This is a genomic window from Coprococcus sp. TF11-13, assembly GCF_003481085.1.
Lineage (GTDB): Bacteria > Bacillota > Clostridia > Lachnospirales > Lachnospiraceae > Coprococcus > Coprococcus aceti.
Map to the genome: position 1 here is coordinate 196,006 of NZ_QUKK01000001.1, position 23,872 is coordinate 219,877.

The following is a 23,872-nucleotide window of genomic DNA, read 5'->3' on the forward strand; positions in this document are numbered from 1 at the left end:
GGGCACAGAACGATATTGTTCTGTGCCCCTTTTTTGTACATCAGGCGGGTGACGATCTTCCTGATCGTAAGAATCCGGGTAGTTTTTAAGGAGGAAGCAGTATGAAGACAGGAAAAGTAAAATGGTTTAATGCAAAGAAAGGCTACGGCTTTATATGTGATGAGGATGGAGCAGATGTATTTGTACATTTCTCAGCACTGAATATGGAGGGCTTCAAGGTTCTTGAAGAGGGAGATACAGTAGAGTATGAGGTTGTGGACGGTGAAAAGGGTCCACAGGCGACAAATGTGACAAAACTGTAAATACAATGCGGTATATGTCAAAACAGCCATATATTTAAAGCGAATACATGTTGAATTAGGAGAACATCCCCGGGTTATGATTACAGATGATCAGGGGATGTTTTTTATGAGCAACGAACTGGAGCATGCTATTGCGTAGAACTGAGATAAATATCTACAAGGCCTCGTGTTACATAAATACAAGAATATTATAGATATCGCCATATGCTAAAATTGTATGTCTGCTATAATAAAAACAACACATATTTAAAAATCATCTTGACGGCTGGCGATGATAAAATGTAGAATACACATATATGGTGAAACATGTTTCATGCATTTGCTGTTGTTGATAAACAGTTAAATAAACAGGCACGTATTTATTTTAGATTATAAGGGGGATATGTACCATGAAGAGATTTGATGTTGTGGCACTTGGAGAACTGCTCATAGACTTTACACAGAACGGGCTCAGCGGCCAGGGCAATATGATGATGGAGGCCAATCCAGGCGGAGCACCATGCAATGTTCTCGCTATGCTGCAGAAGCTTGGCAAGAAGACTGCATTTGTTGGAAAAGTAGGGGATGATTTCCTTGGAAAAATGCTTGCCGGTGTTGTGGCTGATGCCGGGATCAACACTGACAATCTGAAGTTTGACAGGGATGTACACACAACACTTGCATTTGTGCATACATACGAGGACGGAGACAGAGACTTTTCATTTTACAGGAATCCGGGGGCGGATATTATGTTAAGCGCAGATGAGGTGGATGAGAGTATCATAAAGGATGCCAGGCTGTTCCATTTCGGATCACTCTCACTGACGTACGAGGTGTCACGTTCTGCAACACAGAAGGCTGTGGCTGCTGCAAAGGAGGCTGGATGCATCGTCACATTTGACCCGAATCTCAGGGAGCCTCTGTGGAAGACTCTGGACGAGGCCCATGATCAGATCGACTGGGGTATGAGACAGTGTGATGTGCTCAAGATATCAGATAATGAGATACAGTGGTTCACAGGAAGAGAGGATTTTGACGAGGGTATAAAGATACTTCAGGACACATACAATATACCTTTGATACTTCTCTCCATGGGAAGAGATGGAAGCCGTGCATACTACGGGGATGTAGTCGCTGAGGCAAAGCCGTTTATCCAGGAGAATACTATAGAGACCACAGGCGCCGGGGACACTTTCTGTGCATGCGTGCTGAATTATGTACTTGATAATGGACTTGAAGATCTTGACACTGATAAGCTTACAGAGATGCTTGTATTCGCAAATGCTGCTGCATCGATCATCACAACACGCAAGGGAGCACTCAAGGTTATGCCGGAGAGATCCGAGGTTGAGAAGCTCATTGCCGAGAGACAGTAATAGATAAAAATACGGCAACAGATTAAAACAGGTTGTGTACGGTAATGATACAGATTATGTAAATAAAATGAGAATGATAAGTTAATTGACTATAGTCAGAAAAGGAGAAGATAAATGGCAGGTTCAAAGACAGTGAAAAAGACTGCAGAATATACAAAGAGATTTGATGAGAGATATGACGAGCTCAAGTGGCTCTACTGCGAGCTCTATAACAACAATATGGAGGCATTTGACTGGCTGTGCGATTCTCTGTATGGTTATTATCAGGAGAGAAATGCTGATCTCAAGAAGCTGGACAGAAGCCGTGTCAAGAATCCGGACTGGTATAAGCAGAATGATCTGTTAGGTATGATGATGTACACAAATGCATTCGCGGGAACGCTGAAGGGTGTAAAAGAAAAGCTTCCATATGTGAAGTCATGTGGTGTGAATTATCTTCATTTTATGCCGCTGCTGGAAAGCCCTAAGGGCAGAGATGACGGCGGATATGCTGTTGCGGATTTCAGAAAGGTAAAGCCTGAGCTTGGAACCATGGAGGATCTGGAGGACCTCACTGCAGAGTGTCACAGACAGGGTATAAGCTGCTGTCTGGATTTCGTAATGAACCATACAAGTGAGGATCATGAGTGGGCAAGGGCAGCGAGAAATGGAGATCCTGTTGCAAGATCCAGATATTTCTTCTATGATGATTGGTTCGTTCCTAACATATATGAGGAGACTGTGCCTGAGGTATTCCCAACTACGGCGCCTGGTAACTTCACATGGATAAATGACTGCAATCAGGTGGTCATGACTACATTTTACCCATACCAGTGGGATCTGAACTATGCAAATCCTATGGTGTTCAACGACATGGTCGGCAACATGCTCTATATGGCAAACCGAGGTATAGATGTCATCAGACTCGACGCTGTTCCGTATATATGGAAGCAGATAGGCACAAACTGCCGTAACCTTCCACAGGTTCACACTCTTGTCCGTATGATGAGGATAATCAGTGAGATAGTATGTCCGGGAGTCCTTCTTCTCGGAGAGGTCGTTATGGAGCCTTCCAAGGTAGTTCCATACTTTGGAACAGTTGACAAGCCAGAGTGCCATATGCTCTACAACGTGACAACCATGGCATCCACGTGGAATACGATAGCCACGAAGAATGTGGGACTCTTAAAGCGCCAGATGGATCAGGTGTGTGCACTTCCAAAGGATTATGTGTTCCTGAATTACCTCAGATGCCACGATGATATTGGCTGGGGACTTGACTATGACTGGCTGGCACAGTTCGGCATAGATGAGGTGGCACACAAGAAGTTCCTGAATGACTATTTCACAGGAAAGGGATACAACAGTGATTCCAGAGGTGAGCTCTATAACGATGATCCTAGACTCGGAGATGCCCGTCTGTGTGGAACAACAGCATCCCTGTCAGGCCTTGAGGCCGGCCAGTACGAGGCAAATGCAGACAAGATCGAACAGGCCATTGCCTGTGATCTCATGCTTCATGGATACCTGCTGGCACAGAGCGGAATCCCGGTTCTGTACAGCGGTGATGAGATAGGACAGACAAACGATTATACTTATAAGAATGATCCGGACAAATGTGCGGACAGCAGATATCTGCACAGAGGAAACTTCCCATGGGACAAGGTTGAAAATAAAGATCCTGTAGCCATGAAGATATTTGACGCGCTGCGCCACATGGAGGATATAAGAGCATCGCATGATGTATTTTCATGTAATGCAAATGTCTACACCATAGAGACAGGATGTGCAAGCGTCCTCGGAATAGTGAGGGAATATGCAGGACATGAGCTGAGGGCATTTTTCAACTTCAGCAACATGGATCAGCTCATCTGGACTATGCCTGAGGATCAGGCTGACATATATACCGATCTCATATCAGGCAAGACACTCCGCGAGCTTGGAGCAGTCATGCCTAGATATGGATGCTGGTGGTTCTACAGATAGTTATTCGGAATCTTTTTTATAGAACATAAGGAGAGTATTTTTGATAGAAGGCTTAAAGACTGTGTTATGGTCATAGCCTTCTATTTTTTCGTAGGTTAGGTTTAAGCCAGAATAATTTCTCTCTTGTAAATCATTGTAGAAATCCTCGATAGAAGATATGAAGTTTTTATCCTCATCTGCACCTACGGTTACATAGACATTAGCATTTAGAGTCTGTGTTCTATTGTAATATTCTTCTTCGTACGTAGACATGAATTTGCCGTCAGTATTTGCCCACATGGAAGGACTGCCAATATAATAATTTGCAAATGTATTTTTTCCTATAGTGTCATTATGGAACAGAGCGTAGTAAGCCCAGTATCCACCTAGGGAATGTCCTGTGAGAGTCATATTTTCAGGGTTTACAGAGTATATTTCTTCCAGGTAAGGAATCAGGTTATCTACAATAAAATGCAGGAATGAATCAGGGTTAGTCTGGAGATCTCTTTTTCTGATGACATCATAATTGTAAGTGTTTGGATATCCTATGCTGACAAGGATAACGTCCTGTATCTGGCCAGATGTCATAAGAGGTCTGAGTTCAGGGTGATCACTGAGTCTCCAGACTCCATCGGTCATAACAACCATTGGATATGAGCTTGCTTCGTTATAATCAGGTGGAAGAGATATATGGACAACAAAAGTGTCATCTATCTCAGCATCATAAATGGATAATTCGTTGATATAGTCTGCACAGGCGGGATCAAGAGTTGTCACCTCGTTATAATACATGTGCTCGGGAGAGAGTTTTCCCATGGTTATGCTGGCACGTTCCTCTGGAAGTAAACCTGTTGGAGTTGGCGCTTCTGTAGTAAGCTCCTCAGTTGTGATTTCTTTGACTGAGGTTTCACTTGTTGTTGCTTCTTTGATTGACGTATCTTCGGATGAAGAATAGCTGGTGACCGATTGGGTGACAGTAGAGTCATTCTTAGATGCTGACGAGTGCTGACACCCGGTGACAACTAATATAATAGCTATGCTGAATGTGGTCAAAATTGTTAATTCCTTTTTCATAAAAGGCCTCCTTTGATTGTATTTAGTAATTATCATATAAGTGAGAAATACTATAAAAACAATATCACAGGAGTTGCATTATGACCTGTCAGCAATGGTTAAACCTTGTCGGGGCGGATTTGCAGGAGAAGGTAATTTTGTTCCTTTTTTAATGATACATTGCTGCACTCTAAGGTTATGTCAGGCACTATGTTATAATGAGAAAATGGTAGAAATTCTGTGTAAATTTTATACCAAAGTGACTGCTGCCCGGCAGGAGTAGTATCTGAACAGTCAAAACAGATCCATTCGCCGTCAGGAATGCTTGTTATCGAATAATCGGATATATTTAATCCGGAAATTTCTTGTTTTGTGATCATTCGTCCAAATGTGTAATTAAAGCATGAAATTTCATTATTGAACTTATCAATATTTATAAAATCATTTGATCTGTAACCGAATAAGCAGTTATTTGGTTTTTCATCAGTGGATTTAATTTCCATTAGTTTATCCCAGCTTTGACTGCAGCATTCTCTTGTAAATTTTGGAATCAGAACATTATTTTTCGCGGTATCGAGGCTTGTGAAAACCCTGGAATAACCGGCAATACACATGTTGTTGATCTTGACGATTCTGTAGTTGAGCATAGATCCCCCATCTGCTGTGACCCTTAATACAATCCGGGTGAAATTATGGAGACCGGACTTGTTATTTCGAACATAAGTTGGAGAGTTTCCATGAAAGCGTGTGAAAGCCTTCGTGAAGCTTTCGGGTGTGTCATATCCGTATTCAAGTGCAATATCAGTCACCGTGCGGTTGGATGAAATGAGTTCTTCTCCAGCCAGGGAAAGCCGGCGGTTTCTGATATATTCCCCTATAGTATATCCCGTGATTAGATGAAATACTTTTCTGAAGTTGTCGGGAGAAGAGTAAGCCTGCCTGGCTATTGTATTTTGGTCCAATACTTCACCGTCAATAAGGTGAGTCTCAATATAATCAATTGCGTTAATAAGTCCTTCGGTCCAATTCAAATGGTTTTCTACCTCCATGTAATGTATGTATATCACTATAGCACATATTTGTAGTAAATTGTTATAATGGACATATGAAAGTCATATCGGTTTGTTAATATGCAGGTCAAGGAGGTGATGATGTGGAGAGAAATGACATAGAGGCGTCAATAAATGCCGCATATGCAGAAAAAAATTCGGAGACTTCAAAAATGGAAATGTTCGCTCTGAACAAGATATTGTTGGTGGAGGATGATATACACATAAGTGAGGTCATACATGACTACTTTGTCAGAGAGAGTGGAGGTCAGATGTATGTCGAGGTGGCGTATAATGGCGATGACGGATTGGACAGTTTCATGATGGAGACATTTGATCTTGTGCTGCTTGATATCATGCTGCCAGGGATGGATGGTTTTGCGGTGTGTCGTGAGATGCGCAGACACAGTATGGTTCCGATATTATTTCTGACGGCCAGAGATTCCGAACGGGATATTATGCTGGGCTATGATCTGGGCTGTGATGACTACATAGTGAAACCATTTTCACTTGCAACTCTGTATGCCAAGTGCAAGGCGCTTATCAAGAGATCCAAGGGGGCTGACAGCAATGGAGAGCTGGTATGTGGAGCGATAAGCATGAATCCGTCAAGATACATGACGAAGGTAAATGGCGTGGAGGTCGATCTTGCACCAAAGGAGTTTGCTCTTCTGAAGATACTTCTTGAGAATAAGGGAAAGGTTATCACAAGAGAAAGACTGCTCGTTGATATCTGGGGCTATGATTATGAGGGGAGCGACAGATGCGTGGATAATCATGTAAGAAAGCTCCGGGCAGGTATAGGCAGTGCAGGAAAGCAGATAAAGACTGTGATAGGCAAGGGGTATCAGGTGAAAGAAATATAATTTATATCAGGCAAGAAATGATGATAAAAATGTCTGTATTAGAAAGCCTGGATTAGAATGTAAAAAGGGAGAAAAACGATATGACTGATAAAAAGAATAATAAGAAGAAATATACACCGGCAGTAAGACGCGAGCTTAAGCGTATAGTGAGGCGAAAACTTTGGCGCGGGTTTCTGGTTGCAGGAGTTATGGTTATGCTGATCATCATAGCCGCACTTGGTTTATTGACTATAGTCAATTACAACCAGAGATCAGGATTTGACAATGATGTGAGAACAGTGTGCAATGGAATGTACAGAGTGATAAAAGATGGTGAGAGTGATCAGGAAATACGGGAAGATATAGAGGGGATACTCAGCAAATGCAATACACCTTATTTTGTATCAAAGGTTTACAGATATGACGATGGGGTTAAGCTGTCAGGACAGGATGCATGGCTTGAGGATGATGCTGAGTTTGAGGAAGATGCTGCATATGAGGATGACGCTGAGCTTGAGGATGAAGATAACAGCTCAGATACAGGCTCAGGGGATGATGATTTTCAGCCGGGAGACAGATTTGTTGAAAATGGTGTAACCTATGAGTGGATATCCACGGATGAAGGTATAACAGCTGTCAAAGTTCAGTCAGAAGATCAGGTATATGAAGATATAAGATCGGTTTCGGAGATATACCATGACTTTGTTGCGCAGGGGAAAGACAATGTGGATTTTGTAAATATGGAAAAACAGTATGAGAGCTCAAGAGCATATTTGAATGATGTATTTGAGAGGGAAGGGATGGACACCAATACAGATTATGAAGAGGACATATCCTGGAGAGGATATTACTACAGAGGCAGAACTGTGACTGTTGGTGGAAACGATTATTATGTTGCAGCTGCGATGTACGAGGATCCATTTACAAGATCTGAGATGGGGCTGTTTCGTATCATTATATATATGACGCCATTAGTTCTTCTGTGCTATGTGATAACGGCGGTGATATCCTACAGGAAAAAGAAAAAAGAGATCATTGAGGATGAGACCCGCAGAAATATCATTGCAGCTATAGCACATGATGTGAGAGGCCCGGTTACCGCCATATCAGGATATGCGGAGAACCTGCAGCAGATAGTTCATGATGCTGAATCAAGGCATTACACGGCCTCTATACTGGATAATGTTTCATATGTCAATGAGATGATAACCGGTATGCTCTCATACATCAGGCTGGAAAACACACTGACTATTAAGAATGACAATGTGGATATGGCGGCGCTTGCCAGACAGGTTACAGACAGGTATACAGGTGAACTGGAGAACAGGAATATAGAGTGCGAAATCGCCGGTCATGCTGAGATACGCGCCGATGCAAGACTCATGGATATCATGCTGGATAATCTGATCATGAATACGGTAAAGTATGCGTCAGACAACAGCATTGTAAATATTGATATTGGTGTGGGCAGACTGGTCATATCAAATGATATGGATGGTGAGATAGACTGTGATCCCCCTGAGTTATGGGAGCCTATGAAAAAAGGCAATTCCGCCAGGACCGGACATACAGGAAATGGTCTGGGGCTGTCAATAGTGAAGAAAATACTTGACCTGTCAGGTTTTACCGGGGATATAGCCATGGAAGATGGAAAGTTTGTGGTTACGATCATCTGGAGTAAATAGACACAGATAATGTGTATTGAATAATAAAACGTATAATAACATATTTGACAGAAGTTATATAGATAAGAGGAGGCTGTCCGGCGTAAAATGGACAGCTAGTGTTCAGAGATGATGAACTGGTTCAGAACTATGTACTCGATATAAGCGGTGCAAAGAACATGACCTCAGATGAAAAATATGCAGTCCTTTCCAGTGTGAAACTGAAGGATGGAACAATGCTTACAGATATCGTCGAATCGGGAGACGAAAATACAAACACAGCCGGAGAATACGAACTTCTGTTCACCACAGACCGCATGTTGGATGTAAGTCAGGTAGAAAGCCTGCTGTTCTGGAAAAATGCAGGCGAAGATGCGCAATACACTTTCAATGATTTCTATGAGGTTCCATTTAACTGATATTTTTCTTTGGTGTAAAATAGCACGATAGTGCCATTGACTGAGAGTTACCATTTCTTGCTATGAAGTATGCGATGCCATTATTGTGTGATTATACACTTGCATGTAAAGAATACAAAACAACTAGAAAATTCGTATATTACAATATGCAACAATCAGCAGTTAAGAACTAAATTAAAAGATAAGATTTGATGTTCTAAGAATTACAATATATTCAAGAACAGAAAGAAATCCAGTCCAGTATATATTACGATCGGTAGTGTAGTCGACTGAGTTTCAGCGCTTCTTGCTAAGGCGAAGCACGCAACGCCCTTATCGCGTGCGTAGCCGCATGCAGATAGAAGCAAGCGGAAACGAAGGAAGACAAACGTGATCGTATATATACTGGACTGGATTTCTTTCGTCCGTTTGTTAATATTTAATTCTTAGAACATCTATACAGCAGATCCTCCCAACGGCGGTCAACCTCCTGCTGATACTGAACGAGAAGGTGCTCGTTCTCAGGCTTGAACAGGTGCTTGAATCTGCCCTGCGTTCTCAGGAAGTCCTCGATAGGAAGCTTCTTCTTAGGAGAGTAGGAGAGGATCCATTTGCCCTCGATAACCTCGAACAGAGGCCAGTAACATGTCTCGACTGCCAGCTTGCAGATGTCCATGATCTTCTCTGTAGGGTATCTCCATCCTCTAGGACATGGTGACATGACGTTGAGGAAAGCTGCGCCAGGTGTGTATATGGCTTTCTCAGCCTTCTCATAGAGATCACGCATGTTGCCGAGAAGAGTAGACTGTCCAACATATGGGATGTCGTGGGCAGCCATGACCTGTGCCAGATCCTTTCTGTTCTGCATCTTACCATTTGACTGTGAGCCTACCGGTGTGGTTGTGGTGTCAGCATACATAGGAGTAGCTGATGAACGCTGAATACCGGTGTTCATGTATGCTCCGTTGTCATAGCACACATATACCATGTCATGTCCACGCTCCATGGCACCTGACAGTGACTGAAGTCCGATGTCATAAGTTCCGCCATCACCGCCAAATGTGATGAATTTGTATGTGTCATCTATCTTGCCTTTTTTCTTCAGAACGTTGTAGGCTGTCTCAACACCTGAGAGGGTTGCGCCTGCGTTCTCAAATGCGTTGTGTATGTAGCTGTCCTCGTAAGCTGTGTAAGGATACATGAAGGTTGAAACCTCAAGACATCCTGTGGCGTTACCGATGACCGCCTTGTCGCCCTCGTGAAGGGCGCGGAGTACAGTTCTGACAGTGATAGTACCACCGCAGCCTGCACACATTCTATGACCTGGAGCAAGACGCTCAGGCTTGTTCATTACTTCTTTAAAATTATATGCCATTTCATCTTACCTCCTACTGTCTAAGTCCTATGTACTGATACTGAGAAATCTCAGCACCGTTCTCGATCATGTCCTCAAGCTGTGCAAATACGCCTTTTGCGCTCTCCACAGTGTAGTCACGACCGCCGAGACCGTAGATGTAGCTGACAGCCTTTGTGGTTGCCTGAATGTCATACAGGTGCTCCTTAACCTCTGCTGAGAGAGGACCGCCGCCTGCTCTGAATCCTTCCGATCTGTCAAGGATTGCCACAGCCTTGGTGTGGGCGAGAGCCTTTGCAATCTCCTCACCAGGGAATGGTCTGAACACTCTGATCTTCAAGAGTCCGACCTTCTTGCCTTCGTTTCTCAGCTCATCTATAGCTTCCTTTGTTGTTCCGGCAGCAGAACCGATCATAACGATGGCGTAGTCAGCGTCGTCAAGTCTGTACTCCTCAAAGAATCCGTAGTGACGGCCTGTCATCTCCTCGAATTCCTTTGCAACGTCAAGAATAACCTGCTTTGCATTCTTCATGGCAGTGTTCTGAGCCATCTTAGTCTCCATATAGTAAGGAGATGTGGCGTAAGGACCGACAGCCATAGGCATCTCAGGATTTAACAGATACTGCTCAGGGGTGTATTCACCTACAAACTTCTTTACGAGATCATCCTCGATGAGGGTGATGTTTTCAACGGCATGGCTTGTGATGAAACCATCCTGACATATCATGATAGGAAGTCTGACATCCTTGTGCTCAGATATTCTGTATGCCTGAACAAAGTTGTCATATGCCTCCTGGTTGTTCTCTGCGTATATCTGAAGCCAGCCTGTATCACGTGCGCCCATACTGTCTGAGTGGTCACAGTTGATGTTGATAGGGCCGGAGAGTGCTCTGTTTACAAGTGCGAGGGCAAGTGGAAGACGATTGGACGCTGCCACGTAGAGCTCCTCCCACATGAGAGCCATACCACATGATGATGTGGCTGTGAGTGTACGGCAGCCGGCAGCCTCTGCGCCGATCGCTGCACTCATGGCACTGTGCTCACTCTCTACCGGTATAAATTCTGTATCGATCTCTCCATTGGAGATAAATGTTGAAACGAACTGAGGTATCTCAGTTGAAGGTGTTATAGGAAATGCAGGCATAACATCCGGATTGATCTGCTTTATAGCATGTGCCACAGCCTCATTTCCTGAAAGACGTTCTCTTATAGCCATTTATTTGCCCTCCTTCATAGTGATTGCTCCGAATTTGCACTGGTATGCGCATATACCGCAGCCCTTGCAGTGCTCCAGGTCAAATGCGAGACGCTTGCCTGATACGACCGGAATGCATGAATCCGGACAGACAGGTGCGCACAGAAGACAGTGTACGCATTTGCTCTCGTCTAGGACAGGGGTTGAAGTCCTCCACTCACCTGTGTTAAATGCCTTGGATGTGCCACCGCCGTATACGTGGTTTCCAGGTGTGAGCTCTGTCCATTTGCTGTTGTCATGTATCTTGCTTATATCTGTTCTCATTACTTCATTACCTCCCTGAAGGCGAGCTTTAATGCTTCCATGTTGCCCTCGATAACCTCTGGTTTCTTGGCAAATTTGTGCTGATATGACTGTCTCATATCTTCGAGGAAAGGTCCCTCCTCCATGATTCCGCTGACAGCAACGATGGCTGCAAGCATAGGAGAGTTAGGGAAATTCTTGCCGAGAGTCTTCATGGAGATCTCTTTGGCATCAAGTGTGTATACCCTACCCTTGTAACCCTTGAGCAGTGGACGAACCTCGTCCGGAGTCTTAGGTGTATTTATAATGATGGCACCATCCTCGGCGAGACCTGCAGTCACATGTACAGGTTCGATCAGAGATTCGTCTACAACAACCACATACTGTGGCTCGTAAATGTTGGAATGTACTCTGATAGGTTCACTGCTGATCCTGTTGTAAGCAGTGATAGGTGCGCCCATTCTCTCCGGGCCATACTCAGGGAATCCCTGAACATATTTACCTGTTTTGAATGCCACATCTGCGAGAAGCAGGGCAGCAGTCTTGGCACCCTGACCACCACGTCCGTGCCATCTGATTTCGATAGTATTTTTCACTTTTACATCTCCTGTCAAAAATTTCTCATTAAGTTCCATTTAATAGGAAAAATAATCCTTTTGATTATACCATTTATATATAATAAGTAAAGAATAAAATTAAGGATATATGGTGGAATGCAGAAAAAATTAACGAATAATGGTGGGTATGCCTGAAAATGTTAGATGTTGACGGGCTGCGCAACATAAAATCTTAAACAATAGGAAAGAAAATGATAAAAATACTGCATGCGTATATATGAAAGTGATCATCACCAACAAAAAAGACAGATATGGAATTAACACATAGCTGTCTTAAAAAGTCATAAAAGTGATATTTATAGTCTGACCAGAAAATGAATGTAAGTCTGTCCGTCTGCTGTCTGATTGTCGAGAAGAATTTCACCGTCATATTTTTTTGTGAGTTGTTTTAACTTATAAAGACCTATTCCCCTTGAATATCTGCCATTCTTCAGCGGCTTTGTCGAGTAGCCTTTGGTGAAGAAGTCCCTTCGCATTGCCGCGGTGAGAGTAGGACCTGCATTGAGGGTTTCAACGGATGTCTTCGTTCCATCTGAGTCGATCACTATCTCTATATGCCCTCCATCCTCGGTGGCATCAAATGCATTGTCTACCAGAATACTCATCGTATCCAGAAGTTCGAATTCAGCAGCCTTTGATGTGAGAGTCGAATTCTTGACATTTATATTGAGATCTATATTTCGCTCCTGGGCAAGGTTCATCTTGCTGAACAGGAATCCGGCGATCAGTTTCATGTTGATCCTCAGAAGGTAGGAATTTTTTATAACGTGATCGCTGCATGAGGTATCAAGCTCTTTTGCCAGAGCGGCAGAGAGTGATTCATAATCAGTGCAGCTGATCGGCAGCATGCTTATTGCCTGAAGTTCGTTGTTGTAATCGTGCTGTCTCATTCTAACCTGATCAATAAGCTCCTCTATAATAGGAAGATACTGTTCATAAGACTGCAGCTGCTTCTGGGACTCCCTGAGACTCATGTAGTTCTTGTACATTCCGGCGTACAGGATGAGTATAAGAATAACTATAAACAGGAAAGTCATAAACACATTCATGAAATCTTTAGGTGATATACGCTGGTATAAAACCATGGAGACCATGAGGGCAAATACAGCGAGTATTATATTCCTGAAAACCTGGTTTTTTATGATGAGGGTTTCATACAGCTTATCCAGGTGCCCGAATTTGTACAGCAAAACAGCTATCACAAAAGCCATAGCTTCAGTTATATATGTTGAAGCATTGGTGAAAGGGTTGTCTGTGAATTGCATGATGACAACCATCTGTATAAGGTTCAGCACTGTCATGATTATAAGAGCTATTGCATAGCCCGTTATGATCTTCATTGGCGGATAACGGAAGACCAGGGAGTAGAATACAAAGCAGTAGATGTATGTTATCAGTGTGAATATGAACATGGAGTCTGTAACTGTGGCAATCAGAGAGACTGGTAAAGTCAGCAGAAGCAAAGGTGGAAGTCTCCTTGCTATCTGGGAAAATTTTACATTGTATATCGCCATCATGAATATTAAAAATACAAAGGTATCAAGCAATATCTTGGAAAGAAAGTTAAAATATGCAGCCATTTTATCTGTACTCCTGGTAAGTTTCTATAATAGTTTTATATTTGCGTCCAACCGGTATGGACTCCTGAGTCAGCTTTAGCTTTATAAGTGAATTGGATCTGTCATAACTCTGTATGTAGTTGGGATTGAAGTAATAGCTTTTGTGGCATCTTACCAGAGAAGCATCACCGGCATCCTGCAAAATTGACTCGAAGGTCGGGTTGGTGACGATAAAATCGCCGTCGGATGTGAAAATGTGCTTGTGGTGGCCGGATGCACATACATAAATTATTTCATCCATGCTTATATGGAAAAGTATTCCCTGGATATCCTTTACGCGGATTCTTGATGTCTGGTCGTCAGGCTGTGTGAGCACCGAGTTGATACCTCCTACGACATCGATTCTGTCATAAGGCTTTGAGAAATAATACTGGCAATGATACTTGTTGATGACATCAAGGTTTGGAACGGTGATATCGGTGATGAAGATGACAGGTGTGTCACTGTATTTGGGAATTCTTCGGAGATAACCACATACATCCAATCCGGTCTTCCCTCCACCGAGATCAATGTCCAGTAAAAAGATATCAATATCAAATGAATCTATTATTGTTATGGCATCGTTGTAAGTTGATGCAGTGTTGACAACAGCGTCTGCGTACTCTTCTTCAATTATATATTTTAAGCCGGTAAGCTGGATATTGTCATCCTCAACAATCAGAAAATTCATAATCAAACACTCCTGTGAAAAATTGATAGATAAACAAAACTCTTAAATTATTAACATATCAGGAACATTCTATCATACAAATGGGAATTTCTACAATAGGTATAATTAAAGTATATGTGTGTTGTACACGAAAATTTATGTCGTTCAGGTTGTTATACGCGTCGTTTGTGTCGATTTTTGCCAAAACTATTGGAAAAATTATACAAATAGTATAGTGTATGTAACAGAGGATAATTAACTCTGAGGGGAGATTGATTATATAGTGTCAGATAGGATGTATCAGGTACAGGTATTTCGGTTAAGGGTATCTGTACAGTATATTCAATTTGATGCATAGGATCTGCCATATGTGCCTGAGCATGTATGGCAGATTTTTTGCGTTAAGCTCTAATATAATACTATTTAAAATTTGAAAATAATATGGTATGATGTAGAGAAACATGGGGTTTTGTATACATCTGTGTGAAATTCCATAAATGACAAAAAGCTATTACCAGGAGGAAGAGTATGATTAAATTATTTGACAACGGTGCTTATCTGTTACATGGTACAGAGCTGGTTGAGGATAATGCTGAGGCAGGTGCAGTTCTCGCATCAAAGCTTGGCAGTGCTCCATCAAAGGAAGAGGCATCAAAGAACACACTTGCTTACGGAATATTGGCTAAGCATAACACATCTGACAATATGGAGAATCTTAAGATCAAATTCGATAAGATGACTTCACATGATATAACATTTGTAGGAATCATCCAGACAGCAAGAGCATCAGGTCTTAAGGAGTTCCCTATACCATATGTACTTACAAACTGTCACAACTCACTGTGTGCCGTAGGTGGAACCATCAATGAGGATGACCATATGTTTGGCCTCTCATGTGCGAAGAAGTATGGTGGCGTGTATGTACCACCTCATCAGGCGGTCATCCATCAGTTTGCAAGAGAGATGCTGGCAGAGTGTGGCGCCATGATACTTGGATCAGACTCACATACACGTTACGGTGCTCTTGGTACTATGGCTATTGGAGAGGGCGGCGGTGAGCTCGCAAAGCAGCTCCTGTGTAAGACATACGATGTTGCAAAGCCGGGCGTTATCGCAATCTATCTCGACGGAGAGGTACAGAAGGGGGTTGGTCCTCAGGATGTGGCACTTGCCATCATCGGAGCAACATTTGGCTGCGGATATGTCAAGAATAAGGTCATGGAGTTCGTTGGTCCTGGTGTTGACAAGCTCTCAGCAGATTTCCGTATCGGTATTGATGTTATGACAACAGAGACAACATGTCTGTCATCAATATGGAAGACAGATGACAAGATAAAGGATTGGTATGACATTCACGGAAGAAGTGAGGCATACAAGGAGATGAATCCTGGCGATGTGGCTTACTATGACGGAGTCGTATATGTAGATCTGTCAACAGTTAAGCCAATGATAGCTATGCCATTCCACCCAAGCAACACATACACCATCGACGAGCTGAATGCCAACCTCATGGATATCCTTGATGATGTTGAGAAGCGTGCACTTGTAAGCCTTGACGGCAAGGTCGACTTTACACTCAAGGATAAGGTAAGAGATGGCAAGCTGTATGTTGAGCAGGGAATCATCGCCGGATGTGCCGGTGGTGGATATGAGAATATCTGCGATGCGGCTGATATCCTCAGAGGCAAGAGCATAGGCGCTGACGAGTTCACACTGTCAGTATATCCTGCAAGTACACCTATATATATGCAGCTTGCAAAGAACGGTGTTCTGGCTGATCTCATCGAGACAGGTTCTATCGTTAAGACAGCATTTTGTGGACCTTGCTTTGGTGCCGGTGATACACCTGCCAACAATGCATTCTCCATCAGACATTCAACAAGAAACTTCCCTAACAGAGAGGGTTCAAAGATACAGAATGGTCAGATCTCATCTGTTGCGCTTATGGATGCGCGTTCTATCGCAGCAACTGCAGCCAACAAGGGCTATCTGACATCAGCAACAGACCTTGCAGATATAGAGTACACACATCCAAAGTATTTCTTCGACAAGGCTATATACGACAGAAGAGTTTACAATGGTGTTGGAAAGGCTGATCCTTCGGTTGAGATCAAGTTTGGTCCAAACATCAAGGACTGGCCTGAGATGGTTCCTCTTACAGACAACCTTCTCCTCAAGGTGGCATCAGTTATACATGATCCTGTAACAACAACAGATGAGCTTATCCCATCAGGAGAGACTTCATCATACAGATCAAATCCTCTTGGACTTGCAGAGTTCACTCTGTCAAGAAAGGATCCTGAGTACGTTGGAAGAGCGAAGGCTATCCAGGCTGTAGAGAAGGTTCGTGAGGCAGGTGAGTGCATGGGTAAGGCATTCCCAGAGGTCAAGGAAGTTATGCATGCCATCAAGGAGAAGTTTGAGGACGTATGCGGAAGCAACACAGGTGTTGGAAGTACCATTTATGCTGTTAAGCCAGGTGACGGTTCAGCCCGTGAGCAGGCTGCATCATGCCAGAAGGTTCTCGGTGGATGGGCAAACATTGCAAAGGAGTACGCTACAAAGAGATACAGATCAAACCTTATCAACTGGGGTATGCTTCCATTTGTGATCGATAAGGATTTTGACTTTGACAATGACGACTATGTATTCATCCCGGGAATCAAGGATGCTGTGAAGAACAAGACAGAGGTCATCAAGGCATATGTTGTGAACAAGGATTTTGCTGAGATAGAGCTGAGACTTGGAGAACTCACAGACGATGAGAGACAGATCATAACAGATGGCTGCCTCATCAATTACTACAAGTACAACTAAATGATATATATGGTGCCGAGTGCGCCATGTATGTACATTTGAATATAATGTATATACGACGATATAACAGGCATCATCATGGGCGCTTTAGTGCGGCTTGGTGGTGCCTGTTGCTTTCATATAGCCAGTGTGATCATGATGTGATAATCCACGATGTCAAAAAGAAACGGATTTACAACATGGCGGGTTTATGAAGACAAAAATAAAATACAGGAGGTATTTACAATGGGAAAATCAGAGCTGGAAAAGATGCACACATGTGAGCTTTATCTTCCGGGCGATGAGGATATCGCCAGAGAGCAGATAAAGTGTCTGGACAGATTATATGACTTCAATATGACCAGACCAACAGAGATGGTCAAGCGTCAGCAGATGCTCAAGGAGATGTTTGAGGAGATAGGAGACAACTGCTATATAGAGCCACCACTTCATGCAAACTGGGGCGGAAAGTTTGTGCATTTTGGAAATAACATATATGCCAACTTCAACCTGACAATGGTGGATGACACGCACATATATGTTGGAGACTATACAATGTTTGGTCCGAATGTCACACTGGCTACGGCGGGACATCCGATAGACGCAGATCTCAGAAAACAGGGATATCAGTACAATGCACCTATAACAATAGGCAAGAACTGCTGGATAGGTGCAGGAGTTACGATACTTCCGGGGGTAACTATAGGTGATAACACCGTCATAGGAGCTGGAAGTATGGTTGCAACGGATATACCATCAAATGTAGTGGCTGTCGGAAACCCGTGTAAGGTGCTTCGAGAGGTGAATGAGCGAGATGCAAAGTATTACTTCAAAGATCACAGGATAGACTTCTTTCAGTACAACAACGTAAGCAAGAATGACTGATGAGGTATATTCAGTTGAGGATGGAGGGTACATACAGAAGGTGGAAACTGCGAGGGCTCGCTGGCTCCAATGTCTATGGTGAACAGCTATATGATCGTATCGGTAGAAAAGGGCAGGACTGGAAAGGTGCAGATCGTATATCAGTTGAATGATGTTGAGTCAGGAGAGAATATCAAATCTGTGTGGATAGAACTTCCGCAGTGATCATGATGACAGAAAAATACAAATAGTAATTACAAAGACGTGCACGAAAGATTCTTCAAAAAGAACTTTCATGCACGTCTTTTAATATCTGTCTTATTTATTTGTAATAGTCTGATATGTTACTGCTTTGATATGGCAGCAGCTTCAGTGCTCTTGGCAACCTCTACAATAGAAGAGGTGAGACCTGCGATTCCCTGTATCTCTGATGGGATGATGATCTTGGTAGCCTTGCCGTCTGCAGCCTTTGTAAATGCTTCCAGGCTCTTTAGAGTGATGACCTGATTTGTAGGCATTGACTCATTCAGTGCTCTGATACCATCTGCATTTGCCTGCTGTACAGCGAGGATAGCCTGTGCCTGACCTTCGGCTTCCTTGATAGTTGCTTCCTTCTTAGCCTCAGCACGGAGGATCTGAGAAGCCTTCTCAGCCTCGGCCTCAAGGATGACTGACTGCTTGTTACCTTCTGCGATGAGGATGGCTGACTTCTTCTCACCTTCAGCACGGAGGATCTGCTCACGTCTCTCACGCTCTGCCTTCATCTGCTTCTCCATGGCATCCTGAATAGCTGCAGGAGGGATGATGTTCTTGAGCTCTACTCTGTTGACCTTGATTCCCCAAGGATCAGTAGCCTCGTCAAGTGTTGCTCTCATCTTGGTGTTGATGGTCTCTCTTGATGTAAGTGTCTGGTCAAGCTCGAGATCACCGATGATGTTACGAAGTGTGGTAGCTGTCAGGTTCTCGATGGCCATGATAGGATTCTCAACTCCGTAGCTGAAAAGCTTAGGATCTGTGATCTGGAAGAATACGACTGTGTCGATCCTCATTGTTACGTTATCTTTTGTGATAACCGGCTGTGGAGCGAAGTCAACAACCTGCTCCTTGAGTGTAACCTTCTTGGCTACCTTATCGATAACAGGCATCTTCATGTGAAGTCCAACAGACCATGTTGCCTGATATGTTCCAAGTCTCTCAATTACATAAGCGTGTGCCTGTGGCACGATCTTGATCGTACTGCAAATAATAACGATTACGATCAGACATAAAATGATAATAAGTGAAATTCCTGCTCCGTCCATAATAATCTCCTTAATTAAAAATGTGTGTGTCTTAAGCTGATAAGCCCTTAGCTTTATATTGCCGGCTTTCCTGCCTTTTCTACGATTGCTTTGACTCCGGATATCTCGTCGATCACGACCTCGGTTCCGGTTTCAATGGTATCGCCATGTTTGGATCTTGCTGTCCACTCAACTCCGTTGATCAAGACCTGACCGGTGGACTTGAGGTTGTCTATGTCAGCAGATACGATAACGTGTTTGCCGATAAGACTTTCTACGTTTGTCTTTACCAGTTGGTTGTCAAGATGCTTCTTGGCAATCGGTCTTGTCGTGAAGAAAAGAATAGTGGTGACAACAAGAAATGCAACGATCTGTAGTGGCAGCGATCCGCTGAAAAAAGCGATGATCATTGCCACCAGGGCTCCTCCACATGCCCAGATGGTTGTAAGTCCAAGCGATATGATCTCAGCAATGAGACATACGGCAAATATGATAAGCCAGGTTGCAATCTCCCAATTCATATAGAACACCTCCCTCGTTTAGGAAATCCTGGTATGCGATAGTTTTCGCATTTGCCCTTGGCTAGCTCTCATTTTACTAAAAAACAGTAGGTTAAACAACATAAATTTTCTGAACATACTATCCCCTAAAGTGCATTATATGCACGAATTATAAAATTTATGAGATTAAATGATAAATGTATGGTTAATTTTGCGTAAGCTGTATTGAACAGGTTTGGAAAAACTAATATAATAAACACATGCTAAAGAATGGGAGAGAAGAAGTTGGCTGTTAATAATAAGAAGAAAAGAATTCTCAACATAAGTCTGGCGGTCATAGGAATAATCATTGTCGGACTCCTTTTTAATAAGATACTGGAGCAATGGTCGGGATTTCGTGCGATACTTGACAAGATATCGAGTGCATTTGCACCGATCATAGTGGGCGCAGTCATTGCGTTTCTCATGAACCCGATACTTGTTTTTTTCGACAGATTATTTCATACGATATTCCAAGAGAGAGTCATATCGGATAAGAAAAAATTGTTCAAGGTTTCGAGAACTTTGTCGGTTATTTTAACTACCATAGTGTTCCTTGGAATCATAACCGGAATAGTGTGGCTGGTGGTTCCTCAGCTCTACGACAGTATCAAGCAGCTTGTGGGCAACATGGATACCTATTATTCCAACCTTCAGACGATGGTGGAGAATATAAATGAGAAGTTCCAGAAGCTCAATATACCTGAGGATCAGATCAACAAGTATATGAACAATGCATATCTCAAGGTTCAGGATATGCTGAATACCAAGATCATGCCAAATGTGGACAAGATCGTGGTGAATATAGGAAGTGGAGTGTTCTCAGGTCTTAAGTTCCTATACAATTTCTTCATCGGTATTATCGCTTCGATATATGTGATGGCAAACAAGGAATATCTTGCATCTAGGGGAAAGAAGATCATATATGCGGTATTCAAGGTGAAGAATGCAAATACTATCCTTGACGGACTTTCAGAGATGAACAGGATATTTGGTCAGTTTATTAATGGTAAGATACTTGATTCACTTATCATTGGAATGATCATGTTCATAGTTTCAACGATACTCAATCTGCCATATGCGGTTCTGATAAGTGTTATCGTCGGAGTGACAAATGTCATACCGTTCTTCGGACCTATCATAGGAGCTGTGCCATGTTTCTTCATCGTGCTCATTGCAGATCCTATAAAGAGTCTTGTGCTGCTTATTGTTATACTTGTACTGCAGCAGTTTGATGGCAATATCCTCGGACCGAAGATCATCGGAGATACCACAGGACTTTCAAGCTTCTGGGTGCTCACAGCGGTTATAGTTGGCGGCGGTTTGTTCGGATTCTTTGGAATGCTTCTCGGAGTTCCTGTATTTGCCTGCTGTTACATGTACATCAACAGGACATGCACTGCAAAGCTGCAGGAGAAGAATCTTGCGTTCAAGACATCCGAGTATGAGAAGATCCGCAGGATAGATGAGGAGACGGGAGAGCCGATATATATAACTGAGGAAGAAGAGGATATAAGGTTCAAGAAGAAGACGCCGGAGCAGAAGCTTGCGGAGCGTGAGAACAAAAGGAAGCTCAAGCAGAAGCAGCATATGCTTCAGTACCCATCAGATCTTCCAGATGATGAATATGTGAAGTCTGGCACTGCGCATGCAGATGATCAGTCTCAGGATGACGATGATTCAGATGATGATCCTATCAGTATATTTGATAAATTCATGCATGTTATGAAGAGCGTGGCCAGCAGGGCGGACGCTGAAAAGCTTGCAAATAATATAGTAGGAAGTGATGCAGAGCCTGATAAGGAAGCTGACAGCAAAGATGACGCTGAAGAAGTTGGAAATGGTCAGGCAAAACCGGAGAGTGATAAAAAAATTTCCGGGAATCAGGATAAATAAAACATAATATCAGCACGGGGAAAGCAGATGCTGTCCCTGTCTGACAAAAGAGAAAAGAACAGATTTGCTTTTACACAAATCTGTTCTTTTCTGCATCGTATGAATAGTCGATGGATGCGAGCTTACTCTTGATATCATCTGCATTTAAACATAGTGAGCTGCAGAGCTCGTCAAGACTTGGATAGTCATCTCTGAGCTTCGTGTTGATGAAGCTGAGAAGCACCATAGGATCCTTTGGAAGTGAAGAGTATTCCATGGTTAAAGTTCCTCCTTGTGGTATATTTGGTCATAATATGCATCGTGTTTATAAATATTATGGTTGAATTAACTGCATAAAATTGGTATATATATAGTTTGTGATATATATCAAAGATACAAATTGAATTTTACAACAGTGATTTAGAAATGGCAATAAGGAGTTAGATATGAGTACAAATACCGGTACGGCAAAGAAAGGAAAGCTATCAGGAAAGGGAAGTAATCTGGCGCTTCAGGCAGGAATCCTGGCGGGAGCCGGAATCGTGTCGAGGATCATCGGCCTTCTGTACAGATCGCCTCTGTATCAGATACTTGGAGATGAGGGAAATGGATATTATGGTTCAGCGTATGCAATATACGCCATGGTCATAATGATCGCCACATACAGTATTCCTACAGCGGTGTCGAAGCTTGTTGCCGGTAAGATAGCTATGGGACAGTACAAGAGTGCCAGACGTATATACTACTGTACATTTATATATGTAGTCATAGCGGGTGCTGTGGCGGCACTGATCACGTACTTTGGAGCCGAATGGTTTGTAAGTGACCAGCCAAATGCAGTCTTAAGTCTTAAGATACTTGCCCCTACTATATTTATATCGGGCTTTCTTGCAATATTCAGAGGATATCTGCAGGCGTACAACACGATGGTGCCTACATCTATATCGCAGATCATAGAGCAGCTTGCAAATGCAGTAGTCAGTATCGTCGCTGCGTATATGCTTGCAAAGCCATTTGCCGCTGGAACAACCGAGCATGCAAAGTATGGTTCTGCCGGAAGTGCCATGGGTACAGGTGCCGGAGTCCTTGGAGGATTGATATTCATACTGTTCGCTTATGCGAGAAGAAGAAAGGGTATCATGGAGTCTGTGAAGAGCGATACAAGTCCTGACACGGAATCCTATGGAAAGCTGTTCAGAATAATCATTGCCACAGTCACACCTATCGTGGTGGCAGCAGTGGTGTATAACGTGCTCACACCTATAGACATGAAGGTATTCTATGTGGTCATGAAGATGAAGGGCATGGATTCCCTGGAGATGGCAAAGCTGTATGGAATTTACTCAGGACAGTATACAGTTCTCACGAACCTTCCGCTTGCCATAGCAGCTTCAGTTGGAATCGCATATATTCCGGGAATATCCGGTGCGTATGCAAGAAATGACATGCAGAAAACCAATAAACTCCTGAATCAGGCGCTCAGCATGTCCATGCTGGTCACCATACCATGTGCGGTTGGAATGGGAGTCCTGGCTAAGCCTATAATACAGCTCCTGTTCTCAGGTGCGGATCCGATGGCAGCCAAATGTATGTATCTTGGATTCATATCCATAGTGTTCTTTGCACAGTCAACTGTAACCAACAGTGTGCTTCAGGCCATGGGTAAGGTGATGGCACCGGTTATCAATGCAACCCTTGCACTGGTGATACATGTGGTGGTTCTTGTGGTTATGCTGTACTGCACAGACTGGGCACTTTATGCACTGGTATTTGGTTCGATAGTGAATTCGCTGCTCATATGTATATTCAACCAGCGTTCGCTCACAAAGTACAAGACTGGCAAGATGGACAACAGGCGAATATACGTTGCACCTACTATAGCATCTATCTTCATGGGTGTTGTTACGATCATTGTATATGAGGGCTGCAGGAAGCTTCTCGGCAACTGGGTGATCGCGATGTTTGTTGCAGTATTTGTGGCGATCATATTCTATGCGGTGGCTATACTCAAAGCCGGAGGATATACGGAGGAGGAACTTTTCAATATGCCTAAGGGAGGTCTTATTGTGAGGTTTGCGAAGAAGTTCAGACTGATAAAATAAAATGTTTGTAAAGTGGGGACGTTCCTTTTGTACTGACGAGTGTCCCCGTGTACCGACGAGTGTCCCCGT

At 43.1% G+C, this 23,872-nt stretch carries 21 protein-coding genes; 10 read left to right on the top strand and 11 right to left on the bottom strand.

What is annotated here, in order from left to right; all coding sequences use genetic code 11:
* The first annotated feature begins 101 nt into the window (after nt 1–101).
* The 3 genes from DXD11_RS00885 (at nt 102) to DXD11_RS00895 (ending at nt 3,622) form a co-directional block, all read left to right on the top strand.
* Nucleotides 102–302, top strand: coding sequence for a cold-shock protein (locus DXD11_RS00885; protein WP_117548643.1), 201 nt, complete (start codon nt 102–104; stop codon nt 300–302).
* Nucleotides 303–691: 389 nt separating this feature from the next.
* On the top strand, nt 692–1,657 hold the full coding sequence (locus DXD11_RS00890) for a PfkB family carbohydrate kinase (protein WP_055143962.1): 966 nt from the start codon (nt 692–694) through the stop codon (nt 1,655–1,657).
* 114 nt (nt 1,658–1,771) lie between these two features.
* Entirely contained in the window at nt 1,772–3,622 is a 1,851-nt protein-coding gene (locus DXD11_RS00895) for an alpha-amylase family protein (RefSeq protein WP_117548645.1), read from the top strand.
* Here DXD11_RS00895 and DXD11_RS00900 read toward each other — a convergent pair whose 3' ends face one another.
* Nucleotides 3,623–4,675: an alpha/beta hydrolase gene (locus DXD11_RS00900; RefSeq protein ID WP_118757586.1), complete on the bottom strand. Its 1,053-nt coding sequence runs from the start codon at nt 4,673–4,675 to the stop codon at nt 3,623–3,625.
* A 98-nt stretch (nt 4,676–4,773) separates the two neighbouring features.
* Entirely contained in the window at nt 4,774–5,685 is a 912-nt protein-coding gene (locus DXD11_RS00905) for an AraC family transcriptional regulator (RefSeq protein ID WP_158579412.1), read from the bottom strand.
* Nucleotides 5,686–5,807: 122 nt separating this feature from the next.
* On the opposite strand from DXD11_RS00905, the gene DXD11_RS00910 reads away from it, so the two are divergent.
* The 3 genes from DXD11_RS00910 to DXD11_RS00920 all read left to right on the top strand — a co-directional run bounded on the left by DXD11_RS00910 (nt 5,808) and on the right by DXD11_RS00920 (nt 8,631).
* A complete protein-coding gene (locus DXD11_RS00910) occupies nt 5,808–6,569 on the top strand; it encodes a response regulator transcription factor (RefSeq protein ID WP_243105792.1) in 762 nt (253 codons plus the stop codon).
* An 80-nt stretch (nt 6,570–6,649) separates the two neighbouring features.
* A complete protein-coding gene (locus tag DXD11_RS00915; protein WP_118757588.1) occupies nt 6,650–8,233 on the top strand; it encodes a sensor histidine kinase in 1,584 nt (527 codons plus the stop codon).
* 98 nt (nt 8,234–8,331) lie between these two features.
* Entirely contained in the window at nt 8,332–8,631 is a 300-nt protein-coding gene (locus tag DXD11_RS00920; RefSeq protein WP_117548649.1) for a hypothetical protein, read from the top strand.
* A 418-nt stretch (nt 8,632–9,049) separates the two neighbouring features.
* On the opposite strand, the gene DXD11_RS00925 is transcribed toward DXD11_RS00920, so the two are convergent.
* The 6 genes from DXD11_RS00925 to DXD11_RS00950 form a co-directional block, all read right to left on the bottom strand.
* Complete coding sequence (locus tag DXD11_RS00925; RefSeq protein WP_004848697.1) at nt 9,050–9,985, bottom strand: thiamine pyrophosphate-dependent enzyme; 936 nt, start codon at nt 9,983–9,985, stop codon at nt 9,050–9,052.
* Between the two features lie 13 nt (nt 9,986–9,998).
* Complete coding sequence (locus tag DXD11_RS00930) at nt 9,999–11,180, bottom strand: transketolase C-terminal domain-containing protein (protein ID WP_118757589.1); 1,182 nt, start codon at nt 11,178–11,180, stop codon at nt 9,999–10,001.
* Complete coding sequence (locus DXD11_RS00935; RefSeq protein WP_004848700.1) at nt 11,181–11,483, bottom strand: 4Fe-4S binding protein; 303 nt, start codon at nt 11,481–11,483, stop codon at nt 11,181–11,183. It abuts the gene before it with no gap.
* Entirely contained in the window at nt 11,483–12,058 is a 576-nt protein-coding gene (locus DXD11_RS00940) for a 2-oxoacid:acceptor oxidoreductase family protein (RefSeq protein WP_118757590.1), read from the bottom strand. The genes DXD11_RS00935 and DXD11_RS00940 overlap by 1 nt, the downstream gene beginning before the upstream one ends.
* A 317-nt stretch (nt 12,059–12,375) precedes the next feature.
* Nucleotides 12,376–13,659 (bottom strand): sensor histidine kinase, encoded by a 1,284-nt coding sequence (locus DXD11_RS00945; protein WP_118757591.1) that lies wholly within the window; start codon nt 13,657–13,659, stop codon nt 12,376–12,378.
* A gap of 1 nt (nt 13,660) precedes the next feature.
* Nucleotides 13,661–14,368: a LytR/AlgR family response regulator transcription factor gene (locus tag DXD11_RS00950; protein ID WP_117548652.1), complete on the bottom strand. Its 708-nt coding sequence runs from the start codon at nt 14,366–14,368 to the stop codon at nt 13,661–13,663.
* A gap of 507 nt (nt 14,369–14,875) precedes the next feature.
* Between DXD11_RS00950 and DXD11_RS00955 the strand changes: the two genes are divergently transcribed.
* Together DXD11_RS00955 and DXD11_RS00960 are read left to right on the top strand one after the other, a co-directional pair.
* Nucleotides 14,876–17,164, top strand: coding sequence for a hydratase (locus DXD11_RS00955; RefSeq protein ID WP_022217197.1), 2,289 nt, complete (start codon nt 14,876–14,878; stop codon nt 17,162–17,164).
* 225 nt (nt 17,165–17,389) lie between these two features.
* Entirely contained in the window at nt 17,390–18,028 is a 639-nt protein-coding gene (locus tag DXD11_RS00960; RefSeq protein ID WP_118757592.1) for a sugar O-acetyltransferase, read from the top strand.
* Between the two features lie 323 nt (nt 18,029–18,351).
* Here the strand turns inward: DXD11_RS00960 and DXD11_RS00965 are convergent, their stop codons facing one another.
* Both DXD11_RS00965 and DXD11_RS00970 read right to left on the bottom strand, forming a co-directional pair.
* A complete protein-coding gene (locus DXD11_RS00965) occupies nt 18,352–19,308 on the bottom strand; it encodes an SPFH domain-containing protein (protein ID WP_022217199.1) in 957 nt (318 codons plus the stop codon).
* A 53-nt stretch (nt 19,309–19,361) separates the two neighbouring features.
* Nucleotides 19,362–19,808, bottom strand: a complete 447-nt coding sequence (locus tag DXD11_RS00970; RefSeq protein ID WP_015533182.1) for an NfeD family protein — start codon at nt 19,806–19,808, stop codon at nt 19,362–19,364.
* A gap of 264 nt (nt 19,809–20,072) precedes the next feature.
* On the opposite strand from DXD11_RS00970, the gene DXD11_RS00975 reads away from it, so the two are divergent.
* The gene (locus tag DXD11_RS00975) at nt 20,073–21,722 is read left to right on the top strand and encodes an AI-2E family transporter (RefSeq protein ID WP_243105793.1); all 1,650 of its coding nucleotides are present in this window, start codon (nt 20,073–20,075) and stop codon (nt 21,720–21,722) included.
* A 70-nt stretch (nt 21,723–21,792) separates the two neighbouring features.
* On the opposite strand, the gene DXD11_RS00980 is transcribed toward DXD11_RS00975, so the two are convergent.
* Nucleotides 21,793–21,978, bottom strand: a complete 186-nt coding sequence (locus tag DXD11_RS00980) for a DUF4250 domain-containing protein (RefSeq protein ID WP_118757593.1) — start codon at nt 21,976–21,978, stop codon at nt 21,793–21,795.
* A gap of 169 nt (nt 21,979–22,147) precedes the next feature.
* Here DXD11_RS00980 and DXD11_RS00985 point away from each other — a divergent pair, with 169 nt between their 5' ends.
* Complete coding sequence (locus DXD11_RS00985) at nt 22,148–23,803, top strand: putative polysaccharide biosynthesis protein (RefSeq protein WP_118757594.1); 1,656 nt, start codon at nt 22,148–22,150, stop codon at nt 23,801–23,803.
* Nucleotides 23,804–23,872: the final 69 nt, after the last annotated feature.